Source organism: Rhodococcus opacus (assembly GCF_012396235.1).
Lineage (GTDB): Bacteria > Actinomycetota > Actinomycetes > Mycobacteriales > Mycobacteriaceae > Rhodococcus_F > Rhodococcus_F opacus.
In genome coordinates this window covers 271769-288017 of sequence record NZ_JAAXPA010000001.1, presented here as the reverse complement: position 1 = coordinate 288017, position 16249 = coordinate 271769, and the positions used below count along the sequence as shown (strand labels likewise).

The 16249-nt window shown below is 65.9% G+C and carries 13 protein-coding genes and 1 pseudogene; 8 read left to right on the top strand and 6 right to left on the bottom strand.

What is annotated here, in order from left to right; translation table 11 throughout:
* Nucleotides 1-104: 104 nt before the first annotated feature.
* Both HGB39_RS01275 and HGB39_RS01270 read left to right on the top strand, forming a co-directional pair.
* A complete protein-coding gene (locus HGB39_RS01275; RefSeq protein ID WP_005575008.1) occupies nucleotides 105-1439 on the top strand; it encodes an acetyl-CoA C-acetyltransferase in 1335 nt (444 codons plus the stop codon).
* Between the two features lie 330 nt (nucleotides 1440-1769).
* Nucleotides 1770-4043 (top strand): VanW family protein, encoded by a 2274-nt coding sequence (locus tag HGB39_RS01270; RefSeq protein ID WP_005575006.1) that lies wholly within the window; start codon nucleotides 1770-1772, stop codon nucleotides 4041-4043.
* Between the two features lie 72 nt (nucleotides 4044-4115).
* On the opposite strand, the gene HGB39_RS39790 is transcribed toward HGB39_RS01270, so the two are convergent.
* From HGB39_RS39790 to HGB39_RS01250, 5 genes are all read right to left on the bottom strand, one after another.
* Entirely contained in the window at nucleotides 4116-4493 is a 378-nt protein-coding gene (locus HGB39_RS39790) for a hypothetical protein (RefSeq protein WP_310794447.1), read from the bottom strand.
* 13 nt (nucleotides 4494-4506) lie between these two features.
* Complete coding sequence (locus HGB39_RS39785) at nucleotides 4507-5100, bottom strand: hypothetical protein (RefSeq protein ID WP_306671898.1); 594 nt, start codon at nucleotides 5098-5100, stop codon at nucleotides 4507-4509.
* Between the two features lie 229 nt (nucleotides 5101-5329).
* The gene (locus HGB39_RS01260) at nucleotides 5330-7165 is read right to left on the bottom strand and encodes an acyl-CoA dehydrogenase (RefSeq protein WP_005575004.1); all 1836 of its coding nucleotides are present in this window, start codon (nucleotides 7163-7165) and stop codon (nucleotides 5330-5332) included.
* An 82-nt stretch (nucleotides 7166-7247) separates the two neighbouring features.
* Nucleotides 7248-7871, bottom strand: a complete 624-nt coding sequence (locus HGB39_RS01255; RefSeq protein ID WP_005575002.1) for a class I SAM-dependent methyltransferase — start codon at nucleotides 7869-7871, stop codon at nucleotides 7248-7250.
* 21 nt (nucleotides 7872-7892) lie between these two features.
* Nucleotides 7893-9008, bottom strand: a complete 1116-nt coding sequence (locus tag HGB39_RS01250) for a glycoside hydrolase family 183 protein (protein WP_043794175.1) — start codon at nucleotides 9006-9008, stop codon at nucleotides 7893-7895.
* Nucleotides 9009-9293: 285 nt separating this feature from the next.
* On the opposite strand from HGB39_RS01250, the gene HGB39_RS01245 reads away from it, so the two are divergent.
* Both HGB39_RS01245 and HGB39_RS01240 read left to right on the top strand, forming a co-directional pair.
* A complete protein-coding gene (locus HGB39_RS01245; protein WP_005574998.1) occupies nucleotides 9294-10313 on the top strand; it encodes a beta-ketoacyl-ACP synthase III in 1020 nt (339 codons plus the stop codon).
* A gap of 34 nt (nucleotides 10314-10347) precedes the next feature.
* Entirely contained in the window at nucleotides 10348-10971 is a 624-nt protein-coding gene (locus HGB39_RS01240) for a DUF3060 domain-containing protein (RefSeq protein WP_005574996.1), read from the top strand.
* On the opposite strand, the pseudogene HGB39_RS01235 reads toward HGB39_RS01240, so the two are convergent.
* Nucleotides 10908-11414: pseudogene (locus tag HGB39_RS01235) on the bottom strand (HNH endonuclease family protein); the annotation flags it as partial. The gene HGB39_RS01240 and the pseudogene HGB39_RS01235 overlap by 64 nt on opposite strands.
* A 182-nt stretch (nucleotides 11415-11596) precedes the next feature.
* Between HGB39_RS01235 and HGB39_RS01230 the strand changes: the two are divergent.
* From HGB39_RS01230 to HGB39_RS01215, 4 genes are read left to right on the top strand one after another with little or no spacing between them, the layout of a single operon-like run.
* Entirely contained in the window at nucleotides 11597-12652 is a 1056-nt protein-coding gene (locus tag HGB39_RS01230) for a tyrosine-type recombinase/integrase (protein ID WP_168442913.1), read from the top strand.
* The gene (locus HGB39_RS01225; RefSeq protein WP_081276436.1) at nucleotides 12649-14844 is read left to right on the top strand and encodes a tyrosine-type recombinase/integrase; all 2196 of its coding nucleotides are present in this window, start codon (nucleotides 12649-12651) and stop codon (nucleotides 14842-14844) included. Before HGB39_RS01230 ends, HGB39_RS01225 begins: the two co-directional genes overlap by 4 nt.
* Nucleotides 14841-15452: a DUF6262 family protein gene (locus HGB39_RS01220; RefSeq protein WP_064079832.1), complete on the top strand. Its 612-nt coding sequence runs from the start codon at nucleotides 14841-14843 to the stop codon at nucleotides 15450-15452. Before HGB39_RS01225 ends, HGB39_RS01220 begins: the two co-directional genes overlap by 4 nt.
* Complete coding sequence (locus HGB39_RS01215) at nucleotides 15445-16047, top strand: barstar family protein (RefSeq protein WP_064079833.1); 603 nt, start codon at nucleotides 15445-15447, stop codon at nucleotides 16045-16047. Before HGB39_RS01220 ends, HGB39_RS01215 begins: the two co-directional genes overlap by 8 nt.
* Nucleotides 16048-16249: the final 202 nt, after the last annotated feature.

Genomic DNA, 16249 nt, shown 5'->3' with positions numbered 1-16249 from the left:
GGTCAGTCACCGAGCACCGAGTGAAGTGCGGTGTCGACAAGTAACTTACTCCTGAGTAAGAATAGTAGCCAACAGGTAATCGCACCAGATCCTTGGAGACGTCAGTGACCAGCAAAGCTCGCACCAATTCGAACTCCGCAGCGGCGCCGAAGCCAGGCGGAAAGCAGCAGCGTCCCGTCGCGATCGTCGGCGGAAACCGCATCCCGTTCGCCCGCTCCGACCGGAAGTACGCGCAGGCGTCCAACCAGGACATGTTCACCGCCACCCTCGACGGTCTCGTGAGCCGCTTCAACCTCCAGGGCGAGAAGCTGGGCCTCGTCGCAGGCGGCGCCGTGCTCAAGCACAGCCGCGACTTCAACCTGATGCGCGAATGCGTCCTCGGCAGCGCCCTCAGCCCGTACACGCCGGCCTTCGACCTGCAGCAGGCCTGCGGCACCGGACTGCAGTCGATCGTCGCCGTCGGTGACGCGATCGCGGCCGGCCGCATCGATGCGGGTGTCGGCGGCGGCGTCGACACCACGTCGGACGCGCCGATCGGCGTCAACGACGAACTCCGCGAGTTCCTGCTGTCCCTGAACCGCGCGAAGAGCACCGGCGACCGCATCAAGCTCCTCGGCAACGTCCGCCCGTCCATGCTCGGCATCGAGATCCCCCGCAACGGCGAACCCCGCACCGGGCTGTCCATGGGCGAGCACGCCGCCATCACGGCCAAGGAATTCGGCGTCCGCCGCGAGGACCAGGACGCACTCGCCGCCGCCAGCCACCAGAACATGGCCGCCGCCTACGACCGCGGATTCTTCGACGACCTGGTGACGCCGTTCCTCGGGCTCACCCGCGACGACAACCTGCGGCCCGACTCCAGCGCCGAGAAGCTGGCCAAGCTGAAGCCGGTCTTCGGGGTGAAGGCGGGCGACGCCACGATGACGGCGGGTAACTCCACCCCGCTCACCGACGGCGCGTCAGCGGTTCTGCTGTCCACCGACGAATGGGCCGCCGAGCGCAAGCTTCCGGTGCTCGCGCATCTCGTCGACTCCGAGACCGCGGCCGTCGACTACATCCACGGCAAGGACGGGCTCCTGATGGCGCCGACGTACGCCATCCCGCGCCTGCTGGCCCGCAACGGCCTCACCCTGCAGGATTTCGACTACTACGAGATCCACGAGGCGTTCGCGTCCGTCGTGCTGGCGACGCTGCAGGCGTTCGAATCGGACGAGTACTGCAAGGAACGCCTGGGCCTCGACGGCGCACTGGGGTCCATCGACCGCAGCAAGCTGAACGTCAACGGGTCCTCGCTGGCGGCGGGGCACCCGTTCGCCGCGACCGGCGGACGCATCGTCGCCTCGCTCGCCAAGATGCTGGCGGAGAAGGGCTCGGGCCGCGGCCTGATCTCGATTTGCGCCGCCGGCGGCCAGGGTGTGACGGCAATCATAGAGGCGTGATCCGACTGGCCTTTCCGGTAGCTGGGAGACCGGAAAGGCCAGCGTGCGCGCAGTGCGAGCGGGGATCCGGCAACGAGGGGTGGCCGGATCCCCGAATTCTTTTCCAACAGGTGTAACGCTGGAGATTAGCTGGCGATATCCCTGTCAGCCCCGTGTTGCTGCCTGACCCCCGACCTGGCAGCAGCGCGGGGCTCTTGCATTTCCGGCGGCCGGTACGCTGACGTGGGGGTCTCGACCGGGCCTCGCTCGGATCGGATCGCGCTTGAAATGCAACGAGCACCGACGGCAAGCTGAGGCCCGCACGAAGGACAACTCGGTGAGAGGGCCACGGTGAACGACGAAGACGGCGACAAGGGGAGCACGGCACCCGAACGGTCGACGCCGGACCCTTCCGCGACGCCCGAGAGTGTCGAACCCGAGAATGTGGCCGACCCGCCCGCTCCGGAACCGGACGAGATCTCGGAACCCGAAAACGCTCCGGCTCCCGAGGACGCTCCGGCTCCCGAGGATTCGGCGGAACAGCCGAGTGCCGACGACGCCCCGACGACGCAGCTGAACCTCGGTGACCTGGGGGAACGCTCCGAGGAGCAGGCTCCCGACGCGCCGTTGTGGGTGGAGCCGCCGGCGAACGAGGACGTCACTCAGGTGATCCCCGCGATTCCGCCGGGTCCCGTTCCCGGGCCGACGCCGGCGTACACCACACCGGCCGACGATCCGACCGTGGTGGCGCCCGCCGCCGCGGCGCAGGTCCCACCGCAGCCGGCACCGGAACCTTCCGCGCCCGCCGAGCCCTCCGCAGAACCGACCACCCCGGCCCGCGCGCCCTGGGTGAAGATCGCAGCAGTCACCGGCGGTGTGATCGCCCTGATCGGCATCGCGTACGCCGCGGACCTCGCGGTGTCCTCCGGGAAGGTCCCGCGCGGAGTGACCGTGGCAGGCGTCGACGTGGGCGGTTCGTCCCGCGAGGAGGCCGAGGCCATTCTGCAGGCGCAGGTGGGCCCGCGCGCCGACCAACCGCTGACGGTGACGGCCGGCGACGTGTCGACGCAACTCGTTCCGTCCGCCGCCGGGCTCGGGGTCGACTGGGAGGCCACCCTCGACAGGGCCGATTCGCAGCCACTCAACCCGGTCACGAGGCTCACGTCGTTCTTCACCACCGACGAGATCGGTGTGGTGTCGACCCGCGACGAGGCCGCGCTGGCGTCCGCCGTCGACGGCCTCCGCAGTGAGACCGATCGCGCGTCCCGCGAGGGGACCGTCGTGTTCGAGGGTCCGACCCCGGTTCCGGTCGACCCGTCGACCGGGCAGAACCTGAACGGCGAGGGCGCCGAGGCGGCGTTGACCGAGGAATGGGCGTTCGGCCGGACCGTAGACCTGCCCGTCGACGTCGTGCCCGTGACGGTGACGAAGGAAGGCGTCCAGAGGGCGCTCGACGAGGTGGCGGCGCCCGCTGCCTCCGCCGATCTGGTGGTAACCGGACGCGACGGCAAGGTCGCGACCGCGGCGCGTCAGCAGATCGGTGCCATCGTCGGCTTCGAACCGGACGGCAACGGCGGGCTGAAGCCCACCTACAACATCGAGGCTGCCACGGGCATCCTGGCCCCGCAGCTGGTCTCGACGGAGATCGCACCGAAGGACGCGACGATCACGCTCGACGGCGGATCACCCACCGTCGTCCCCGCGGTCGTCGGCGACCTGGTGCAGTGGCCCAAGACGCTGGAGGCACTGCCCGAGTTGTTGCGCGGCAACGGTTCTCACACCACCGCCGCGGTGTACGGACCTGTCCCGCCCGCCCTCACCACGGAGGCCGCGCAGGCGCTCGGCGTGAAGGAAGTGATCGGCGAGTTCACGACCGGCGGCTTCTCTGCCGCGTCGGGTACCAACATCCGGCTCGCCGCCAGTGAGATCAACGGGGCGCTGATCAAGCCGGGCGACACGTTCTCCCTCAACGGGTACACCGGCCCGCGCGGCACGGCTCAGGGCTATGTGGAGTCGGGCATCATCAACAACGGTCGCCCGGACACCGCCGTCGGTGGCGGCGTGAGCCAGGTAGCGACGACGCTCTACAACGCCGCATATTTCGCGGGCATGGAGGACGTCGCGCACACCGAGCACTCGTACTACATCTCGCGTTACCCCGAGGCGCGCGAGGCCACCGTCTTCGAAGGCGCCATCGACCTGCAGTTCCGGAACACCGGCAAGACGGGTGTGATGATCCAGGCCATCGGCGGCGCCTCGGATCTGACCATCCGGTTCTGGGGAACCAAGTCGGTCGACGTCGAGTCGATCACCGGCAACCGGACCAAGCCGACGGAGCCCGACACAGTCACCCTGCCCGCCGGCGATCACTGCATCGCCTCCAGCGGCGCACCGGGATTCACCGCCAGCGACACCCGGGTGATCTCCGACCACGCCACCGGCCAGGAAATCTCCCGGAACACCAGGACCGTCCGGTACGACCCCGTCCCGATCGTCAAGTGCGAGGCACCCGCCGCCGCACCCAAACCCGACGAGCGCACCCCCGCCGCCTCGCCGGCCCCGTCCGCCCCGGCGGAAAGCCCGAAAACCACCACCCCGAAGCCGAAGCCGAACGACGGCGAGTAGACGCACTACTTCTCGGTTCGCGCACCGCTTTTCGAGCCCGAAAAGGAGAGCGCGAACCGAGAAAGGGTGCGGCTACAGCGACCGCACCGTAAGCCGCTGGGCGGACGGGAGCGGGGCCTGCGTGACCCAGCCTCGTGGCGTCGCGGCACGCGCGATCGCGCGGCGGACACGCTCCGCCACCTGCCCCGGGGACTCGAGGTCGTCCCAGGTCCACCGCACCACCTGGAAGCCGAGGTCGCGCAGGGCGTCCTCGCGCTGCTTTTCGGCGAACACCGCGTCGCCGGGGGATTGCCCGGGTTTCAGCAACCGGCCGTACTTGACGCGTCCGTCGAACTCCCCGAGCACGATGCCGTGGAAGTGGAAGTCGACGCGCCCGATCCGGCGCCCGCCGGGTTCGAACACCTCGCCTTGCTGGGACGGGACGGGCAGCCCGGCACTCGACAACATCACCCGGCTTCGCGATTCACCGACGCTTTCGCTGTGCCCGCTCAGGAACCGGACGACCCTCCGTGCCGCATCGACGCCGTGACGACGCGCAGCGCGGGCGAGTTCGGCCTCCAGGTCCTCTCGGCTGACGTCGAATCTTGCGGACGGCCGCGTCTCCCACCACGACGGCCTGCTCGAACGGCAGAGTTCTCGCGAGGTCGATCACGGTCCGCGCAGGGAGAGTCAGCGAGTGCCCGTCGACCACCGTCACGTGCTCTCCGATCGGGGCGCAGTGCACCGTGATCCGCCGTTTGATCCGGCCACCTCCGCGTCGATTTCTGGTGAGGTGCACGCGGTCGAGGGGCGTCTTCCACAGTGGCAGCCCGTACACGACGGCCGCGGATTGGTGACTGAGCACCGCGTCGTCCGACACGGCGTGAACTGTCGAGTCGATCAGGAAGCGATGACGTTCCTCCTCACTCAGCGCCGAGTACATCGACGCGGAGAGGTACGCGCCGCGCCCGATGCGCCGCCACTCGCCACGTGTGTACAGGCGTCGGATCTCGTCGTCGCTGTAGCCGCGGCCCAACGCCTCCTGGCGTCGTAGCATTGCCCCCGGGTCATGTTCCATGGGAACGATTCTCGCCGGAGCCACCGGAAGAATCCGGTCCGAAGGAGCCTGCTGTGGATGAACTGGAGCTTGTGGACAACTCCCGCACTCTTTCTCGGCTCGCGCACTGCCTGTGGGGGCTGAAAAGGGGTGCGTCGACCGGGAAAGAGTGCCCGAGGTCGGCCGGTCGGGACACGAAAAGGCCCGGCGGCCAGGGAAGTACCCCGGCCGCCGGGCCGTGTGAACCCGATCAGAACGCTGCTTCGTCGAGCTCCATGATGTCGTTGTCGATGTTGGCGACGATGCTGCGGGTGGCGGTCAGTTCCGGCAGGACGTTCTTCGCGAAGAAGGACGCGATGGCGACCTTGCCCTCGTAGAACGCCTTGTCCTTGTCGGAGGCACCCTCGTCGAGGGCCTTGATCGCGATCTCGGACTGGCGCAGGAGCTGCCAGCCGATGAGCAGGTCGCCGACGGACATCAGGAAGCGGACCGAACCGAGGCCGACCTTGTACAGCTCGGACGGCTGCTCCTGCGCACCCATGAGGTACCCGGTGAGGGTGGCGGCCATGGTCTGGACGTCCTCGAGGGCGGTGGCGAGCAGGGCGCGCTCGGCCTTGAGGCGACCGTTGCCTGCCTCGCTGTCGATGAACTTCTTGACCTCGCCTGCGACGTGGGCGAGTGCCACACCGCGGTCGCGGGCGATCTTGCGGAAGAAGAAGTCCTGCGCCTGGATAGCAGTGGTGCCCTCGTACAGCGAGTCGATCTTGGCGTCGCGGATGTACTGCTCGATCGGGTAGTCCTGCAGGAAGCCGGAGCCACCGAAGGTCTGCAGGCTCTCCGTCAGGTACTGGTAGGCCCGCTCGGAGCCGACGCCCTTGACGATGGGGAGCAGCAGGTCGTTGACGCGGAACGCGAGGTCCTTGTCGGCACCGGACACCAGCTTGGCGGTGGCCTCGTCCTGATGCGCCGCGGTGTACAGGTACACGGCGCGCAGGCCCTCCGCGTACGCCTTCTGCATGGCGAGGGCGCGACGGACGTCGGGGTGGTGCGTGATGGTGACGCGCGGCGCGGCCTTGTCCGTCATCTGCGTGAGGTCTGCGCCCTGGACGCGTTCCTTCGCGTAGTCGAGGGCGTTGAGGTAGCCGGTGGAGAGGGTGGCGATGGCCTTGGTGCCGACCATCATCCGGGCGTGCTCGATGACGTCGAACATCTGCGCGATGCCGTTGTGGACCTCGCCGACGAGCCAGCCCTGGGCGGGAATGCCGTGGCCGCCGAAGGTGACCTCGCACGTGGCGGAGACCTTCAGGCCCATCTTGTGCTCGACGTTGGTGACGAAGACGCCGTTGCGCTCGCCCAATTCGTTGGTCTCGAAGTTGAAGTGCGTCTTCGGGACGAAGAACAGCGACAGTCCCTTGGTGCCGGGGCCTGCGCCCTCGGGGCGGGCCAGGACCAGGTGGAAGATGTTCTCGAACAGGTCGTCGGAGTCGGCGGAGGTGATGAACCGCTTGACGCCCTCGATGTGCCAGGAGCCGTCGTCCTGCTTGATGGCCTTGGTGCGGCCTGCGCCGACGTCGGAGCCGGCGTCGGGTTCGGTGAGGACCATCGTGGCACCCCAGCCGCGCTCGACGACGGTGGCGGCCCACTTCTTCTGCTCTTCGGTGCCGTTGTGGAACAGCACGTCCGCGAATGCGGGTCCGGCCTGGTACATGTGCGCGGCCGGCTGGGAGCCGAGGATCAGCTCACCGATGGCCCACACGACGGACCGGGGGACGGGGACGCCGCCGATTTCCTCGGAAAGTCCCATGCGGTACCACTCGGCGTCCCACAGTGCGCGGAACGACTTCTTGAAGGATTCCGGCAGGGTGACGGTGTGGTTCTCGGGGTCGAAGACCGGAGGGTTGCGGTCGGCATCGGCGAAGGACTCGCCGAGCGGTCCCTCGGCGAGGCGGGCAACTTCGCTGAGCATGTTGCGGACGGTGTCGGCGTCGAGATCGCCCCACACGCCTTCACTCAGCGGCTGCTCGAGACCGAGTACCTCGAAGAGGTTGAACTCCAGGTCGCGGACGTTGCTCTTGTAATGGCCCATGTCTTCTGTCTCTCCCAGTGAGATGGTGCGGTCTATCCGTTAGTACCGCCCAAGTTATTACTCGTCGGTAACATCAGCGATATTACGCCCGATTTACCTGACTGCCAAGACTCGGGTGGTGCGCGACGACGAGCGCGTCGATTGCCGTTCCGGCGTCCGTCTCGCGGAATCGCCGTTCGGCGACGTCGACGACGAGCCGCCCGCCGAACGAGTTCACCAAATCATCTGGCGTGTACAGAATTTCAGCGTCTTGGGGACCCCCGACTCCCTGTGACAAGTTAACGGCGTCATGCCCCAAAATCATGAGGATTCCATCAGGTTTCAGCGCAGATATGGCGCGGTTCACAACCTGCAGACGCTCCTCGGGGGCGAGATGGAGGTAGATCATGAGGACGAGGTCGTACTCGCCGCCGAGGTCTGCATCGGTGACGTCGGCGACGCGGTAGTCGAGCCGTTCGCGGACCGAGCGGGGTGCTTCGGCGGCCACCCGGCGGGCCTTGTCGACGGCCACGGCAGAGTAGTCGAGCCCCGTCACCTCCCAGCCGCGGGTGGCGAGCCAGTGCGCGTTGCGGCCTTCCCCGCACGCGAGGTCGAGCGCGCGGCCGCGGGGGAGCGAGGTGACCCGCTCGACCACTACGGCGTTGGGTGGCGCGCCCCACACCAGGTCGCTCTGTGAATACCGTTCGTCCCAGGCAGCTGCATCCATGCCCCGACGCTAGTACCCGGGCTACGGAGTGAGTGTGGTCCGCATGAGGAGCACGTTGTAGTTGTTGTGCACCGTCGTGAGGAAGTAGAGGTCGCGCCCCGACGACCACGGGTGGATGTAGGCGCCGTACGCGGTGGGCAGCTCCCGGGTGTCGACGAGCACCTCCGGTGGGCCCCACGGTCCGGTGACCGACGGTGATCGGCGCATGACGACGGAGTTGTACTGGTCGGTGGTCAGCATGAGGTATTGGCCGAGGTACTCGTTGTACGCGACGGACAATTCGCCGACTCCGCCCGGCATGATCGGCTTGGCGACGTCGGGATTGCCCTTGATCCACTTGGCGCCGTCGAAGTACTCGTACGCGCCGAGGTCCATGATCTGGGGTTCCGGGACCCGCGCGATGTGGACGAGTCCGCCGCGGCCGGCAGGCGTGCCGTATTGGTAGACGAAGCCGTCGGCCTTGACGAACGCGCTCATCTGGAAGTTGGCGTTGCCGCCGACGTTCGGGCGCTGCGTCTCGGGGGCGACGGCCCAGTTCTCACCGTTGTCGTGTGAGTACACGAGACCGGAGTAGTTGGTGTCCCACGTTCCCGCCGGTCCCCAGTTCTTCACAGACATCATGCTGAGGACCTGGGTGTTGCCGACGGCGACGCCGGCGGTGGGGATGCGGCTGATCTCGACGAACGGGATCTTCGGGCTCGGGACGAGCTCCTTGGACTGGCCGAAGATGTCGCGGGGTGAGCTGTCGAAGTTCATCCCGTCCGCGAGGATGCCGTCCGAGCTGCGGAACAGCGTGCTGCTGCGCCAGGCCCACAGGCTGCCCGACAGCAGGTTGGGCAGTCCGAGCCCGGCGGAGTCGCCGAACGCCGTGAGGACCTGGCCCTGGCCGTTGTCCCACATGATCCCGAGGTCGGTGCCGAGGACGTTGGCGTCCTGGGTGCGGTTCGGACTGAGCATGCCGGTCTGCTGCGCGACCGCCTGGGTGCGTCCGGTGAGGTTCGGAATCCCGTTGGTGCCGTTGAGTCCGGGGATCGGATTGATGGCGTTGGGATTCGCGGCGGCCGGGCCGGCGAATGCGATCAACGTCACGGCTGCGCCGACGAGCGACGCTGCTGCAAGAGCTTTGGTTCGCTTCACGAAGGACACTCCATCTCTAGCAGCAGGCGGCACTGCGTGGCCCGAAGAGACCACTCCCCCTACCGGTGATCAACTGCTGGAAATCGCCAGAAGTCTAACAAGTCTGTTCTTACGAAAGTGTCGGTTTGACCGCCGTGTTCGTTTCATCGGCTGCCCTGCCGAACTGATATTACCGACGAGTAACAGGAACCGGTGCTACCCGCTGGGCGGTCGCCGACGTAACGTGTGCTGGCGACAAGTCCACACTGCGCGTAACCACGCGGGACCTGATGAGGAGATCGATCGATGGGAAAGCAGATTGCCACCGTGGCTGGAGGTCGGCAGTCCGCCCTTCTCGGGCTCGGCGTGTACCGGCCCGAACGGGTCGTCACCAACGACGAGATCTGTGAACTGATCGACTCGAACGACGAGTGGATCCAGTCGCGCTCGGGAATCCGCAACCGGCGGTTCGCGGCGGAGGACGAGAACGTCGTCACGATGTCCATCGAAGCCGGGCGTAAGGCGATCGAAGCGAGCGGGATCGATCCCGAGCAGATCGGCTGCGTCATCGTCGCCACGTCGACGTACCTCCTGCTGACCCCGCCCGCCGCGGCGGTGGTGGCCGACGCCCTGGGCACCAACGGGCCCGGAGCGTTCGATCTCGGCGGTGGCTGCGCGGGCTTCTGCACCGCGCTGACCGTGGCGTCGGACCTGGTTCGCGGGGGATCCGTCGACTACGCCCTCGTCGTGGGCGTCGAGAAGATGAGCATCACCACCGACCCCACCGACCGCTCGACGCGGTTCATCTTCGGTGACGGCGCCGGCGCCGTGGTCGTGGGCAAGAGCGACGTCGCGGGCATCGGTCCGGTGGAGTGGGGTTCGGACGGCGCCCAGGCCGACGCCATCGTGCAGGATCTCGATTGGTACGAATACATCACGACGCCGGGTGCCACGCGCCCGTACATCAAGATGGCGGGTACCGCGGTGTTCCGCTGGGCCGCCTTCGAGATGGGCAAGGTGGCACTGCGGGCGGTCGAGAAGGCCGGCATGTCGGTCGACGACCTCGACGCGTTCGTGCCGCACCAGGCCAACTCGAGGATCACGGAGGTGATCGCGCGCAGCATGAAGCTCCCCGAGAACGTGCCCGTGTCCGACGACATCGCCGAGAGCGGCAACACGTCGGCGGCATCGGTGCCGCTCGCCATGGAGGAGATGCTGCAGTCCGGCGCCACCAAGCCCGGCGACACCGCCCTGCTGCTCGCCTTCGGTGCCGGGCTGTCCTACGCGGCCCAGGTCGTGACGATGCCGGTACTCGCGAAGGACTGACCCGGCCCCGGAGGGGACAGGAAAGCAGGGGTCGATGAGCGTCACCCGGCAGTCGATCGCCGTCGCCGTGCTGATGTCCGGCGCCGTGGCCCTCGCGGGCTGCGGCGGCGGGAGCACTGGCGGCGGCAGTACCTCGACGGTGTCCGGCTCTGCGGTGGAACTGAATTCGGGCGGTGACTGCGCGGGCCGCGACGTGATCGTCAACCGGGACGGTGCCGGGGTCGTCCTCGACGGCGAGTGCGGCACCGTCACCATCGAGGCCAACGGCGTCTCGGCGAACGTCGCGACGTCGAACGCGGTCGTCGTGAACGGTCAGGACACCAACGTCGTCGGCGGGCAGACCGGAACGCTCACCATCTCGGGACGCAGCAACAGTGCCACCATCGACGTCGTCGAGTCGATCGACGTGCAGGGCAACGCCGTCACCGTACTCGGCAAGCAGGCGGGGCGGATCTCGGTCAGCGGCAGCGGGAACTCCGTGACCGTGGACGACTCCGGTGCGATGACGGTGAGTGGCAACGACAATTTCGTGCGCGCCGTGTCCCTCGACTCCCTCGAACTGACCGGGTCCAACAACTCCGTCGACTGGGATTCCGGCGCGACGACCCCGTCGGTCGACACGGGCTCGGAGAATCGGCTCACCCCACCCGGAGCGTGATCACGGGCGCCGCAGCCGGTGAGCACCGCGGCCATCGCATCGCGCTCGGGCGGCGTCACCCAGAGCCGGTACGCCACTTTCACTTCCACCTGCCGCGCCACATAGGTGCAGCGGTACGCCGCCAGCGGGGGCAGCCATGTCGACGCGTCGGCGTCGCTCTTGCGCTGATTGGTGGGCCCGTCCACCGCCTGCAGATTGCGGGGATCGTTCGCGAGGTCCGCCCGGGTCTGCGCGTCGAGGAGCTGAGCGCCCTTCTGCCAGGCGTCCGACAGTGCCACCACGTGATCGATCTGCACGGCGTCCGACGTCTTCGTGCCCCGGGTGAACGCAATGATGGTGCCCGTGTAGAGATCCCGCAACGTGCCCGACTGCACAACGCAGTTGCGGGTGCGGTCCCGTGAGGTGATGTCGACCAGGTCGCGCCGCAGGATGTCGTTGCGGGTTATCTGGATCGGCTACTTCCCGCTCGTGACGAGCGTTGAGCGTGTCGCAGGGTTTGTTACTCGAACTTATCCGATAGCGTGCGAGGCATGTTGGCGACAATCGTCAACCACTAGCAACGGGGTATCCGATGCTTAGAGTCGAAAAGGCTGTATCCCCCGCGTCCGGAGCAACGACATGGGTGTTGGTCGATGTCGACAGCTTCGACTTACACCGGCAGGCGTTGGAATACTCGACCCACTTACGCGGCGCCGGCCGGTCGCCGCACACCCAGCGCGCGTACATTCCCCGAATCGGGCGATTCCTCAATTGGTGCGGCGACCGTGGAACGGATTGGCGAACCGTCAGTTTGGGCGAGATGGCTCGATTCAAATTCCATCTCGAGAGCACGCCCACGATTTCCGGGAAGCCGCGGTCGGGGAAGACGATCAATGCCGCAATGACCGCTGTCTGCGAGTTCCTGCGGTTCTGCGCCGCCCACGGGCATATCCCACCAGAGACAGCGGCTCGGCTGAGTGAGCCTCGGTTCGTGAATTTCCGGCCATCTGGTTTCGATCCCGGGGAAGGCGGCCAGCACCAGTGGGTCAAGTCACGGGTATTGAAGGTGGCAGAGAGCGAGGAACCGCCGGCCACCGTGGATCCAGCTCACTTTTCCGCCCTTGTCGCTGCCTCACGCACCGCTCGCGATGCAGCAATGGTGACGTTGCTGCTGCGCACTGGGATACGTATCGGAGAGGCGCTTGGTCTGCGACGCGACGATATGCATCTGCTTCCGAACTCCGCCTTCCTGCAATGCCCTGTTCCGGGTCCTCACGTGCACGTCAGAGCCCGAGCTGACAATCCGAACGGGGCCCGAGCGAAATCGGGTCGATCGCGGATTGTCCCCGTTACAGCCGAGGTGATCGACGCCTATCGCGAGTACCTCGTTGAACGATCCTGCGTTCCGGCTGATGTCAGTGATTTTGTCTTCATCAACCTCACCGGCGTGCACTCCGGTCAACCCATGTCGTACCCCAATGCGAAACAGGTCCTCGAACGCATCGGCAATCGCTGTGGCATCCGGCTTCGACCGCACATGCTGCGTCACACCGCAGCCACCGCGTGGACCCGCGCGGGTGTCCCCCAGGATGTCGTCCAGGAGTTGTTGGGCCACGTCTCGGCAGCATCGACCGCGATCTACCAGCACGCCACCCAGGACGACCTACGCGCGGCTGTGGAACGGATCGAGACCAGTCGATGACATCGATGACCTCGCTGACATCGACGATTGCTCACCTCGCGCCCGCGGAGACCCGCGACTGCGCAGCGGCTGTCACGGACAGGCTCGACCCGGCATGGCGCCCGGACGAGTGGGACCCGGCACTGCGCCTCTTCCGTGGCAGCATCGACAATCCCGCCACAGCGGTATCTCCGTGTCTCGTTGCGGCGTGTCCACGTCACGTCGACTCCGCCAACCCTCGTCGATGCAAACAATGCCTGGCTGAACGGAACCGACGAGGCCGACCCATCGACTTCGATGACACGCATGTCCCGAAATTGCTGGAACATCGACGAGCACCAGATGGAGGCCCCGGCGTATTCAACCTGGCGACCCTGGAGCACACAACCGCCGACGAGATCATCTTCGGGTTGCAACAGCGCGACAACGCCGGAATCGGACTCATCCCTTCATCAGTCAAAAGGATCGTGTCCTCGATTCCACCAGGTTGTGAGTCACTGTTGGATATACCGCCCGACATCCACGCCGGCCTACCCCAGCCCGCTAAGAGTCTGTTGCGCGCCCTGGTCTCCCACGCCAAACGCGCCTACCTCGATCACACCCACGACGACCCGACCATTCCCGACGTCTGGGAGTCCGCCCTCATCGGTCTTCAGGCAGCACCGAACCGGCACTACGCGTCCATCGACGGGACAATCGATTTTCGCACTATCACCCAGAAGTGGCTGCGGGAGATCGCAAAGGAATACGGTCGGGCCGTTCGACCACCGACCAGTGTGCTTCACCGCACCGTCAACGCAGCCGCGATTGCGTCGAACGCCCTCAGCCAACGTCCGAACGGCGATCAACCCCAGCGTCTCTCGATGGGCGACATGAGCGCGATCGTCGCTCAGATCACCATGATGACCAACCAAACAGGATCCAGATTATCGCTCAGCCACCGCAGAGCGGTGCTCGGTTGGTGGCGCCGACTGATCGACTTCGCCCGACAAGCCGGGTTGATGGACGAAGTTCCCGGGACCTTCGCGCTCGACCCACGGCACCACCGCATCGACCTGGTCGCCACCGCCGAAGATGAGATCGGCCGGGCTATCCCCGAACACGTGATCGCGCAGATGGACGCCCACCTCCCGATGCTGGGGACGTATACCGCCTATGATTCCGGGGGTTGGAGGCCAGCAGATTTCGCCACCATGTACCAAGCTGTCTACGCAATCTTGCGAGATACCGGACGCCGTCCCAACGAGGTCACCAGTCTTCACCGCGCGTGCCTTCAATCGGTGGACGGACGCCCCACCCTCATCTACGACAACCACAAGCGGCGACGTCTCGGGCGTCGACTTCCCATCGGGGAGGCTACAGCTGCAATCATTCGGACCTGGCAGCAACACCGCGACTCACTACCGGCCATCCCCGGCTGCGAGGAATGGCTGTTCCCGACACCGGGATCGCGCAACCGCCCCCGTCGAGGTCATTTGCAGAGTGCACATTTCACCAATCGGGCGTTCCGCAGTTGGATCGAGCAGATGCCGCGCCTCGACGACGACCATCTCGACACCATTGGGCAGATGGCGGAGTTCGAGAAAAGTCGGATAACCCCGTATGGCCTGCGCCATGCCTATGCGCAGCGTCACGCTGACGCGGGAACACCCGTCGACGTGCTTCGGGAGCTGATGGACCACCGCTCGGTGGATACCACGATGGGCTACTACAAAATCGGCCTCAATAGGAAACGCGCTGCCGCCGAACTTATCTCCCGCTTGGCAGTCAACCGTGACGGCGCACCTGCCGGTTTCTCCAGCGTTCTGGCATACGAACGCGAGTCGGTTGCGGTGCCGTTCGGTAATTGTACCGAGCCAAGCAACGTGACCGCAGGAGGAGGCCACTGCCCGATCAGGTTCCAATGCGCAGGATGCGGTTTCTACCGGCCCGACCCGTCATACATTCCAGCCATCGAGCAGCACATATCCCAACTCCGAACCGACCGCGAGACCGCTATCGCCGCCGACGCGGCAACCTGGGTCGTTGACAACCTGAACTCGCAGATCGACGCATTCTCAGCCACTGTCACGACAATGAAGCAACTACTCGACGCCATGCCTGATGATCAACGGGTGCCGGTAGAAGCCGCCGCGCGCGAACTGCGGAAGGCCCGTCAGTCCGCAGCGTTCATCCCGCTGTCTTCGCTGTCTGGAAAGGGCGGCACACAATGACCCACACCCCGGAAACCGATTCCCGCGCCGAACGCATCGGCCGCCTCAAGGCGTCCCGACAACGTGACAGCGCAGAGAAGACACGTCGGTGCCTGCGTGCCGTCGACGACCTCATTCGTGCCGGCGAACGGATCACCGTCACTGGGGTCGCACGCGACGCGGCCGTCTCGACTTGGTTCATCTACAACCAGACCGCAGTTCGGGGTGCGGTCGAAAGTGCCATCGCCGAACAAGCTGAGACGCGGTCTATCGTACGAACGAGCCGGCCCACAACGGTGACGTCGGCGAGCTTGCATACTGAACTCGCGTTGGCTCGCGAGGAAGTGCGATCCCTGCGCACTGAACGCGACCAACTACGCACCCGAGTTCAACTAGCGCTCGGCTCACAACTCGACGGTGTCTCACACGAGCGACTCGTCTCCCGCATCCAGAACCTGGAACAGCGCAAGACCGAGCTCGAGTCCGAGGTCGAAAAGGCCAACATGAGAGTGCTGACGGCAGAAGAACGCGCCGCCGGACTCGAGGACGACCTCGTCGCTGCCCGATCCGGACTGAAACGAATGATGCAAAGCCGTTCCCCCACAGGGTTTGGAGTGGACGATGAATGAAGCGGGCACCATCCATCCCGGTCTGCCGTTCTGGCCGCTCGTGGAGGCCCACACCACGCGCGAAGACGTCGGCACGATCCACGGTGTGGGGATCGATCGCTACGACTGGTTGCGGATCTATCCCAGCCATCCCGTCGTGGAATCGGCTGTGATGAAGGCATGTCTCTCGCCCGAAGGGCTACCGACCCACTTTGTCACCATTCAGGGGCGAAGATGTAAGACTCTCGACGAGTTCGTAAGGACCTGGGGCGACGCGTTGGAGTTCCCCGGCTATTACGGACGCAATATCGATGCATTCAATGAATGCCTCATGGACTTACTCAACGTCGAAGAAGGAGGTCTCGGAAGCCAATTCCGGGACCGAGTCGGGCGACCCGTCAGCAGGTTGGTCATCAATGTTGCGGACGCGGACTTGGTGCTTAGCCAAGAAGACGGGAGGATCGGAGCTCCCCGGATCCTGGAGATCATCGATGGAAGCTTTGCTGAAGTTTCAGGACTGAGATGCGATCTCCGAGTCGTGTACTACTCCCGTATCGGGACAAGTCCCGAACAGCTCCTATCCCGATTGCGCACGATCCCGCCCGCGTCGGGATAGCGTGCAGCACCTACCCTCGACACCGGTCACTCCGCGGTCAAATCACTGCGCATGACGGCAGACCAAGGTGCTCTCGGGAGCACTTACGAATTTCTACTTCCCGTGAACAATCGACCGGGAAACCCCCGCCATACGCTGGTTGTGGCCCCCGTGACACTCATCGAGATTCGCAACTAAGATCACCTGAGCTGCGCACTCAGGA

What these genes read in the sequence shown, in the direction of transcription:
- HGB39_RS39785 (WP_306671898.1), bottom strand. Translation starts at nt 5,100, where the DNA reads ATGGAACATGACCCGGGGGCAATGCTACGACGCCAGGAGGCGTTGGGC.
- HGB39_RS01260 (WP_005575004.1), bottom strand. Translation starts at nt 7,165, where the DNA reads ATGGGCCATTACAAGAGCAACGTCCGCGACCTGGAGTTCAACCTCTTC.
- HGB39_RS01255 (WP_005575002.1), bottom strand. Translation starts at nt 7,871, where the DNA reads ATGGATGCAGCTGCCTGGGACGAACGGTATTCACAGAGCGACCTGGTG.
- HGB39_RS01245 (WP_005574998.1), top strand. Translation starts at nt 9,294, where the DNA reads ATGGGAAAGCAGATTGCCACCGTGGCTGGAGGTCGGCAGTCCGCCCTT.
- HGB39_RS01240 (WP_005574996.1), top strand. Translation starts at nt 10,348, where the DNA reads ATGAGCGTCACCCGGCAGTCGATCGCCGTCGCCGTGCTGATGTCCGGC.
- HGB39_RS01225 (WP_081276436.1), top strand. Translation starts at nt 12,649, where the DNA reads ATGACATCGATGACCTCGCTGACATCGACGATTGCTCACCTCGCGCCC.
- HGB39_RS01220 (WP_064079832.1), top strand. Translation starts at nt 14,841, where the DNA reads ATGACCCACACCCCGGAAACCGATTCCCGCGCCGAACGCATCGGCCGC.
- HGB39_RS01215 (WP_064079833.1), top strand. Translation starts at nt 15,445, where the DNA reads ATGAATGAAGCGGGCACCATCCATCCCGGTCTGCCGTTCTGGCCGCTC.